Genomic DNA, 9419 nt, shown 5'->3' with positions numbered 1-9419 from the left:
TCCCCTTCCCCCTCTATTCATTAATTCCTTTTTTTTCCAACTGGTGCACTGGATGCAGATGAAGCAATTTTTGCCAATGCAGCGGTGCACAAAAAGATTAAAGAGCTGTTAGTATCCGGTGGTAATGGATGCGGAAAAGGTGATGAGGGTGCATGGGCACCCAGAATTACCGATATCGAAGCCTTTGATCTGGTGCAGGAGGCCATTAATGCAGTTTCTGACGATCTTATGATTGAAATCAGAATGGGTATTGATGTTGCCGCCAGTGAACTCTGGAAAGACGGAGTGTACAGGTATAGTGACGCGGAACGCAGCACAGAAGACCAGGTGGCCTATATGGCTGAACTGGTTGACCGCTACGAGCTTGCGTATGTTGAAGATCCTATTGTAGAGGAGGATTTTGAAGGATTCTCCGCATTAACAGATCAGGTGGGTGATGGCTGCCTTGTCTGCGGGGATGACCTCTACGTCACGAATGTTGAGCGCATTGAGATGGGTATCGAGGCCCGGTCCACGAACTGCGTCTTAATCAAACCGAATCAGATTGGCACCCTTTCTGACACATTTGAAGCCATACGTATGGCGCATTCATGTGGTATGGAGACGGTGATGAGCCACAGATCGGGAGAGACGACCGACGAGACAATCGCCCATCTTGCAACTGCCTTTGAGTGCATCTACATTAAGACAGGTGTTGTTGGCGGTGAACGCATCGCAAAACTCAACGAACTCGTGAGAATTGAAGAGATGATCCAATGAATACAGACGAAATTGAAATAGAATTAACAGAATCACTCGTCCCGGTGGAGGAGTATCTTGCTGCAGGAGTACACATCGGAACGCAGCAGAAGAGTAAGGATATGAAAAGATTCATCTACCGTGTACGCGGAGATGGCTTGTACATTCTTGATATCCAGGAGACTGACAGCAGAATAAAGACTGCTGCTGAATTCATCGCAAAGTATGCTGCACCAAAGGTGCTCGTTGTTACATCCCGTCAATATGGGCAGTATCCTGCGAAGAAATTTGCAACAGCTATTGGCGGAACATATAAAGTTGGCAGATTTATTCCGGGTATGCTGACGAATCATAACATGCCTAATTATATTGAACCTGATGTCGTCGTCGTGACAGATCCAATTGGTGATGCTCAGGCAATTAAAGAGGGTGTTGAGAATGGTATTCCGGTTGTCGCACTCTGTGACACCAACAATATGACAAAATATATTGACCTCGTCATTCCTACCAATAACAAAGGTCGCAAGGCGCTTTCTATGGTATATTTCCTCTTAACAAGAGAAGTATTGAAAGCACGTGGTATTGCAACTTCACTTACTCAGGAAGACTTTGAAACAGACCTTTAAGGGACAGGCCTTTAAGGTATGAAGTGAAAGGGGAAGGGGAGGAATGATAAATGGGTATCAGAAAACCCACGCTTGCGGGGATGTGGTATCCGGATGACTCGACCATCCTTTCTTCTTTACTAGCTTCTTTTTTTAAGAATACAACAGGTTTGCCTGATTGTTTTGGTGTCGTTGTTCCTCATGCAGGGTATGCGTATTCCGGTCAGGTGATGGCTACATCATATGCGTGTATTGACCAAAATTTTTCGGGTACATTTCTTGTAGTCGGGCCCAGTCACAGGGGTATCGGACCCTACACATCAGAACTTGACTGGGGTACACCACTTGGAACGGTTGCCTGCAATCGGGCACTTGCCCGTTCCCTTGGAATTCCCCTGTCTGATGAGGCAATTGAAGTAGAGGAAAATTCTCTGGAACTTCAGATGCCGTTTATAAAATACCGTTTTCCCGATGCACGGGTTGTGCCTGTACTTATGGGTGCACAGGACTATGCACAGACTCTCTCGCTTGCGGAGACAATCTGGAATTCTGCGGATATTTCTGCAGACCATGTACGTATTGTCGCTTCCAGTGATTTTTCTCATTATGTGCCTGCGGACGTTGCAATAAAGAATGATGCCTATGCAATTGAGGGACTTTATGACCTTGACATCAGATCTTTTTATCAGAGGTTGAGAGAATATAATGTTAGTGCATGTGGATATGGGCCAATTTCAGTAATGGCAGTTCTGGCCCGTCGCATGGGGGCAACGAACGGTAAATTAATACAATATATGACAAGCGGTGACACAACCGGCGATATGGCACAGGTTGTTGGATACGCATCAATAGCGGCGGTATAATTTTGGCAGTATGGAGTGCACCTGGCAAGGTCTTTTTATTTGGTGAACACGCGGTTGTATACGGCAAGCCAGGTATTGCAATGGCAATTAAACCGCGGGTATATGTAACAGTTCGAAAAACACGGCACCCTCCCCGGGTGAAATCACCATATCTCGAGAAATGTTTCGAATTAATGGGAGTCAACGGGAGTGTGTATATTCATTCCCAGCTTCCCAGTTCTTCCGGTCTGGGATCTTCTGCCGCAGTCACCGTTGCAACCCTTTCGGCTATTAACGATGAATTTGATCTGGGGTACGGAAAACCTGATATCGCGACTATGGCACATTCGGTTGAAAAAAGTGTGCAGAAAGGGCGTGCGAGTGCTACTGATACCTACGTATCTACCTTTGGAGGTGTCCTTCTGATTCAGGGAGATATTAAACGGAGACTTCCGCCTGAAGATTTCCATCTGGTTATTGGTAATACCATGGTTTCACATTCGACAGCCCGGATGGTGGAGCAGGTGGGCAAATTCCGTGCGACAGATCCGGATATTGTTAATCCGATACTTGATGCAATTGAGGCAGTAACGATGCGTTCACTGCATGTCTTTCATGACCAGCGGGCTCTTGGGAGATACATGGATATTAATCATGAGTTGCTTGAAGCACTGGGAGTAGGGCATCCCGCTCTGACGCGACTCGTGACAGCAGCACGTGCAGCAGGGGCGTATGGCGCAAAGATTACCGGGGCAGGTGGCGGAGGGTCAATAGTTGCTCTCTGTCCAAAACGATCAAAATCCAAAATAGCCGGTGCAATCGAAGGATGTGACGGCAGGGCAATTATTACAACAATCGATAATGAAGGCGCACGCAAGGAGAAGGAAGATGAAAGAAACCGTACTGATAAAACTGGGCGGTAGTGTAATTACCGATAAAAGCGGGGACTGCACTGTTAATACAGAAACTCTTGAACAAATTTCCCGGGTGATTTCCAGCCATTCCGGAATACAGTTTATTATTGTTCACGGGGCCGGTTCCTGTGGTCACCCTGAGGCAAAACGCCATCACCTTGATATGGGGTTAGACTCTAATAATAGATCAGGTATATTTATCACACACAGAGCAGTTTTAAAGCTGAACACTGCGGTGGTAAACGCGCTTCGTGCCAACGGTGTGGAAGCAGTGGGCATTCACCCGCTTGATGCATGTACTGCGAAAAACGGACGTTTGGAATCCTTCAGTCATCAGCCGGTTGAGATGCTGGTGCATCAGGGAATTGTGCCTGTTCTCCATGGAGATGTGGTAATGGACAGTGTGCGGGGTGCCTGCATTGTTTCAGGCGATCAACTGGTCAGTGCAATTCCAAAAAGGATACATGTTGACCGCATTGGACTCGCCACCGATGTAGCCGGTGTACTAAAAGATGGGGATGTAGTTCCCCTGATAAACCGTGACACGGTGGCTGATATTGAAATCGGAGAGTCGGACAACACAGATGTGACCGGAGGTATGATCGGAAAACTGATGGAGCTTCTGAGACTTTCAGATGAAGGGACCGAATCTACGATATTTCATCTGTCCAGACTGGAGGATTTTCTCGACGGGCGCGAACATGGTGGAACCATGGTTACCGGAAACCGGGTATAGATACGTGAATATTTCCGCTGCGAAGGAAGGAAACTGCAGTGGCATGAATATTTGCTGATGTGAATGTTCTATTAAACCCCAACGGGGGTATTACCATAAAAAACAGGATGATTACCTCCTCCCGGAAAAAGGAGCATCTGGATATCTGCTGCAATGAGAATATTGTCGCCGGAAGGACCGGATTTGATGATGTCCGACTCGTCCATAATGCACTCCCTGAGTGTAATATGGATACCGTAGCGCTTGGTGTACGATTCTTACAACACCAGCTGAAGGCACCGATCTTTATTGCTGCAATGACAGGTGGGCATCCTGATACCAGGGATGTTAATGCCACTCTTGCAATGGCTGCGGAGGAATTCGGTCTCGCCATGGGTGTTGGATCGCAACGTGCAGCTCTTGAAAATCCGGAGATGGAAGATAGCTTTATTGTTGTACGTGAACATGCCCCCCACGCATTTCTCTGCGGAAATCTGGGAATTATCCAGTTGAGAGATAAAGGCATTGAATGGGCAGATAAAGCAGTTGAAATGATTGACGCCCAGGCATTGTGTATACACTTAAATCCCCTTCAGGAGGCTATTCAGCCTGAGGGTGATCATAATGCCTCTGATTGTCTGGATGCTCTGCAGGAATTATGTTCGTCATGTCGATACCCGGTAATTGTAAAAGAGACTGGCTGTGGTATATCACGGGAATGTGCGCGGCAGTTGTTTGCTGCAGGTGCGTCAGCAGTTGATGCAGGCGGGCTCGGAGGTACTTCCTGGGCAGCTGTGGAACAGTTCCGCGCAGGGAATCCGATGCAGCAGGCACTGGGTCTGCATTTTGCAGACTGGGGCATACCAACGGCAGTCAGTGTGTTTGAAGCAGCCCAGGCAGGCGGTCCGGTCATTGCAACAGGTGGGCTGAATTCAGGTACAGACATCGCAAAAGCAATGGCTCTCGGGGCCAGTCTGGGCGGGATGGCGCTTGCCCTTCTGCCACCGGCCATGGACGGATACCAGAGTCTTTGTGATAAAATCCAACAGATCCAGACAGAAATTCGGGTGTCGTGTTACCTGACAGGAACACAAAATCCCTCTGAATTAAAGAACGTACGAAAATATATCACCGGAATTACGGGTGAAATGCTACAATATGAGGAAAATAATCTATGAAAGTTGAAGTAATTGCTGTCGGCGGGTATAATGAAGTCGGCAGAAATATGACTGCCGTGCGTTGCGGCAAAGAGATTGTTATTTTTGACATGGGTCTTCGTCTCGATCAGATAATGATTCACGAGGATGCTGAAGTTGAAAATCTGCATTCCCTTGATTTAATTGAGATGAAGGCAATCCCGGACGATACGATAATGAATACGGTGGAAGGCACCGTTAAGGCGATTGTCTGTACGCATGGTCATCTAGACCATATTGGTGCAATACCGAAACTTGCACACCGGTATGATGCACCGATTATTGCTACGCCTTATACCGCTGCTCTTATCCGACAGCAAATTGAAGGGGAAAAACGATTTGTTGTCAATAATCCGGTATTTGAACTTCCTGCGGGGAAAAAATACCGGTATGAAATATCACAGCACCTTTCCCTTGAATTTATCATCGTACAGCATTCAATCATTGACGCCGCAATGGCTGTCCTGCACACCCCCCGTGGTGCTATTGTATATGCACTTGATTTCAAGCTGGACAGGACACCTGTACTCGGCGAACCCCCAAACATTGCACGAATGCGTGAAGTGGGAAAAGAGGGTGTGCTCGCTCTGATCACAGAGAGTGTGAATGTCAACATGCCCGGACGCTGTCCCAGCGAACGCATTGCTCAGCGTCTTGTCAGGGATGTAATGACCTGTTATGAGGATGAAAAATCTGCGATGCTTGTGGGTTCCTTTGCCTCCAATATTGCACGGGTTAAAATGATTGCAGAATGTGCACATGAAATCGGACGAAAGCCCGTTCTTCTTGGTCGTTCAATGGAACGGTATTCATCAACTGCAGAACAGATGAAACTTGTCGGATTTCCACGCGGTATGACAATGCGGGGCAACCGTCGCACTGTTGACAAGATGTTCCGTACAATTATGAAGGAAGGAAAAGACAAATATGTCCCGATCGTCACCGGTAGTCAGGGTGAACCGGGTGCAATTCTTACCCGTCTTGCTTCAGGACAGACACCTTTTAAACTTGAAAAAGGGGATAAGATTCTCTATAGTGCAAAGGTTATCCCCAATCCAATGAATTATGGGCAGCGCCATACCCAGGAAGTGCTTCTCCGTATGAGAGGTGCACGCATTTTCACTGATCTTCATGTGAGCGGGCATGCATATCGTGAAGAACATTATGAAGTGCTTCATCTGTTCAATCCACAGCATGTTATCCCGGCTCACGGTGATATCGATATGACCGGAGGATATCTGAAACTGGCAGAAGACTGCGGTTATACTCTGAACAACGATGTCCATCTCCTGAGAAACGGGCAGAAATTACTGATAAATTAGGTGAAAAATAATGGATCTTGGTGCATATCTGGAAGATGTTGCTGAACAAATAGATATTGTTCTTGACCGTGAATTCGGCGCATTGCCGGGAGAACTGAACAAGGCAAGTGCCCATCTCCTTCTTGCCGGAGGGAAACGTCTGAGGCCTGCTGTGGTAATGCTTGCTGCAGACCTTGTGCACAAAGGGCGTTCGCAGGACATTCTGCCTGCTGCACTGGCACTTGAAGTTACCCATACCTTCACACTTGTTCATGATGATATCATGGATAAAGATGCTGTTCGTCGCGGTGTGCCTACTGTGCATACAAAATGGGACGAACAAACGGCAATTCTTGCAGGCGATGTGCTCTATGCACACGCCTTTGAGTTGATCTGTGCTGCGATTGCACCCGACATTGCAAAGGTACGATCAGTGAACGCCCTTGCGAAGGCATGTGCAGATCTCTGTGAGGGTCAGCATATGGATATTCATTTCGAAAGCAGAAATGATGTTGATGAAATGGAATATCTCGAGATGGTCTCCAAAAAAACAGGGATACTGTATGCAGCCGCCGCAGCCATTGGCGCAACACTTGCAGGGGGCAATGTTCAGCAGGTCAATTCACTCTATGAATGGGGACTGAACAGCGGCATTGCATTCCAGATTCAGGATGATCTGATTGACCTTATGGCTGACGCGGCAACCAGTGGAAAGGATCGTGCATCAGATCTTTGTGAAGGGAAACAGACGCTTGTGGCAATTCTTGCAAGAGACAGGGGAATTGACCTGACAAACTACCGGAAACCAACTCTGAGTGATGCAGAGACTGATGAGGCCATCGCTCTTCTTGAAGAGGCAGGTGTCATTGCTGATGTCAGGAATGTAGCTCTTGAGCGGGTTGAACGGGCGAAAAAGATGCTCACTATCTTCCCCGACTGCGATGAAAAGGATGGTCTTCTTCAGATAACGGATTATTTTGTTTCCAGAGGCTTTTAGACAATGGATGGAGATTCCAGAGATTTTCTCTATAAATATGCGCTCCAGAATGCAGTGATGCACAACAGTGTTCCGAAGGCCGGTGCAGTTCTGGGTGCACTGATGGGAAAACACCCCGAACTTCGGCCTCATGCACGGGAATATTCGGCACTTCTGAGTGAAATCCTGGTCGAAATCGAAGGGATGGATCCTGATGAACGCAGGACTCGTCTTGAGTTACTTGCTCCCGAATTACTGGAGAAAAAGGAGAAAAAAAAGAGAGAGACCGGGCTTCGTGCGCTGGATAATGTCGGGGAAGAGGGTGTTGTTATGCGCTTTGCCCCGAATCCTTCCGGCCCGCTTCATCTCGGCCATTCCCGTGCAGCATACCTGAATGATTACTATATCCGGAAGTATGGTGGGAAATATATTATCCGGATTGAAGATACCGATCCAAAACGGATAACAGAAGAAAATTATCAGATGCTTCTGTCTGATGTGGACTGGCTTGGTATTGAGGTAAGTGACATTGTCTACCAGAGTGACAGGATGGATATCTATTATTCATACTGTGAGCAGCTGATTGCAATGGGCGGTGCTTATCTTTGTCGCTGTGACCCGGAAACATTCAGGGATCTGAAAAATAACAAAAAAGAATGTCCATGCAGAGATCAGACCATCGAGGAGAACCTCTCTCTCTGGAAGGATATGCTGGCAGGGATTTATCATGAAGGGCAGATTACCGTCCGGTTAAAGACAGATATTTCCCATCCCGACCCTGCAATGCGTGACTTTTCCATCTTCAGGATTGTGGAGAATACCTCCCATCCCCGGTGTGATGCACATGTATACCCTCTGATGAATTTCTCGGTTGCGGTGGACGATCATCTGCTGGGTATGACCCATGTAATCCGGGGGAAAGATCATATCGCAAATACCCGGAGACAGAAGTACATCTATGATTATTTTGGTTGGGAACAGCCAACATATTTCCATTATGGACGGATGTCAATTGGAGATATTGTCCTTTCCACTTCAGCAATGAAAGCAGGTATTGCCTCAGGGGAGTATTCGGGCTGGGATGATATTCATCTTGGCACGCTGAAAGCAATCGCACGGAGAGGTTTTTCTCCTGAAGCACTCAGAAATGCAATGATAGACATTGGCATCGGCCAGACTGATATCAATTTTTCATGGGAAAATCTGTATGCAGCAAACAAAGCGATTGTTGACCCAATTGCAAACCGTTATTTCTTTGTTCCGGACCCGGTACTCTGTCATATTCCCGATGTGTCTGAACATATTGCACACCCATTGAAAAATCCCAATGATGAAGCAAAGGGAACCCGTTCACTGACGTTCACCGGTGATATTTATCTGCCGCGTGATGAGCTTGAGGATGATCGGATGTTACGGCTGAAAGATCTCTTCAATGTGCGGGTAAAGAAGACTGATGATGGGTTTTTTCTGGAATATTCAGGTGATTCTCTGGATGTTGCACGGGCAGAACATGCACAGATTGTTCAGTGGCTTCCAAAGGATATGGCAGTCAGATGTATGCTCCATACGCCTGAGGGTATCATTGAGGGAGTCTGTGAACCTGGTGTCTGCGGTGAGACTGACGCTGTTGTTCAGTTTGAACGGGTAGGGTTTGCACGGATTGACAGTGCATCTGAGACAGAAGTTTCAGCGTATTTTGCCCACAAATAATTTTTTCTTTCATCCAAAGACTCATCTCCATTAAATTCCCATATTTTAGCAACATGCCGAATCTAAATATCGTAGTACTCGGACCCCAGGGGTATGCAAAAAATATCGGTAAATCAGGCACAGAATCTGATATTACATTCATTAATCTGAAAAAAGATGAGGACACGGTAACGATCATTGAACCAACGCGCTATCCTGACCGGCTGGCACCCCTGTATTATGCTGTTGCCATGTCTGATTCAGCATTGCTGGTGATAGATGAGATCACTCCTGTGCTGGGTGAAATGGTTATTATGCTGGATGTCATGGGCATTGAATCTGGTGTTATTGTTCTGCAAAATTATCTGGATAAATCACAGATTGCGCCCCTTATCCGTGGCACTGTTCTTGAGGGGTATGATTTTGTGGAGGATAACCCTATT

At 46.9% G+C, this 9419-nt stretch carries 8 protein-coding genes and 2 pseudogenes; all 10 read left to right on the top strand.

Annotation, left to right across the window (positions count from 1 at the left end; translation table 11 throughout):
- Positions 1-24: 24 nt before the first annotated feature.
- Positions 25-759 (top strand): annotated as a pseudogene (locus MKMG_RS09065) (enolase C-terminal domain-like protein); the annotation flags it as partial.
- Positions 756-1364, top strand: a complete 609-nt coding sequence (gene rpsB, locus MKMG_RS09060; RefSeq protein ID WP_165077448.1) for a 30S ribosomal protein S2 — start codon at positions 756-758, stop codon at positions 1362-1364. The pseudogene MKMG_RS09065 and the gene rpsB, both read left to right, overlap by 4 nt.
- A gap of 50 nt (positions 1365-1414) precedes the next feature.
- Positions 1415-2206: an AmmeMemoRadiSam system protein B gene (gene amrB, locus MKMG_RS09055; protein WP_165077446.1), complete on the top strand. Its 792-nt coding sequence runs from the start codon at positions 1415-1417 to the stop codon at positions 2204-2206.
- Between the two features lie 2 nt (positions 2207-2208).
- A complete protein-coding gene (gene mvk, locus MKMG_RS09050) occupies positions 2209-3108 on the top strand; it encodes a mevalonate kinase (protein WP_165077445.1) in 900 nt (299 codons plus the stop codon).
- Positions 3074-3835: an isopentenyl phosphate kinase gene (locus MKMG_RS09045; protein WP_165077443.1), complete on the top strand. Its 762-nt coding sequence runs from the start codon at positions 3074-3076 to the stop codon at positions 3833-3835. The genes mvk and MKMG_RS09045 overlap by 35 nt, the downstream gene beginning before the upstream one ends.
- Before the next feature lie 107 nt (positions 3836-3942).
- On the top strand, positions 3943-4992 hold the full coding sequence (gene fni, locus MKMG_RS09040; protein WP_165077442.1) for a type 2 isopentenyl-diphosphate Delta-isomerase: 1050 nt from the start codon (positions 3943-3945) through the stop codon (positions 4990-4992).
- Positions 4989-6332 (top strand): RNase J family beta-CASP ribonuclease, encoded by a 1344-nt coding sequence (locus tag MKMG_RS09035; RefSeq protein ID WP_165077441.1) that lies wholly within the window; start codon positions 4989-4991, stop codon positions 6330-6332. Before fni ends, MKMG_RS09035 begins: the two co-directional genes overlap by 4 nt.
- A gap of 10 nt (positions 6333-6342) precedes the next feature.
- Positions 6343-7308, top strand: coding sequence for a polyprenyl synthetase family protein (locus MKMG_RS09030; protein WP_165077439.1), 966 nt, complete (start codon positions 6343-6345; stop codon positions 7306-7308).
- Between the two features lie 3 nt (positions 7309-7311).
- Positions 7312-8997: a glutamate--tRNA ligase gene (locus tag MKMG_RS09025; protein ID WP_165077438.1), complete on the top strand. Its 1686-nt coding sequence runs from the start codon at positions 7312-7314 to the stop codon at positions 8995-8997.
- Between the two features lie 53 nt (positions 8998-9050).
- Positions 9051-9419: pseudogene (locus MKMG_RS09020) on the top strand (elongation factor Tu); the annotation flags it as partial.

Source organism: Methanogenium sp. MK-MG (assembly GCF_009914725.1).
Classification (GTDB): Archaea; Halobacteriota; Methanomicrobia; order Methanomicrobiales; family Methanomicrobiaceae; genus Methanogenium.
This window is presented reverse-complemented; position numbering and strand designations above follow the sequence as displayed.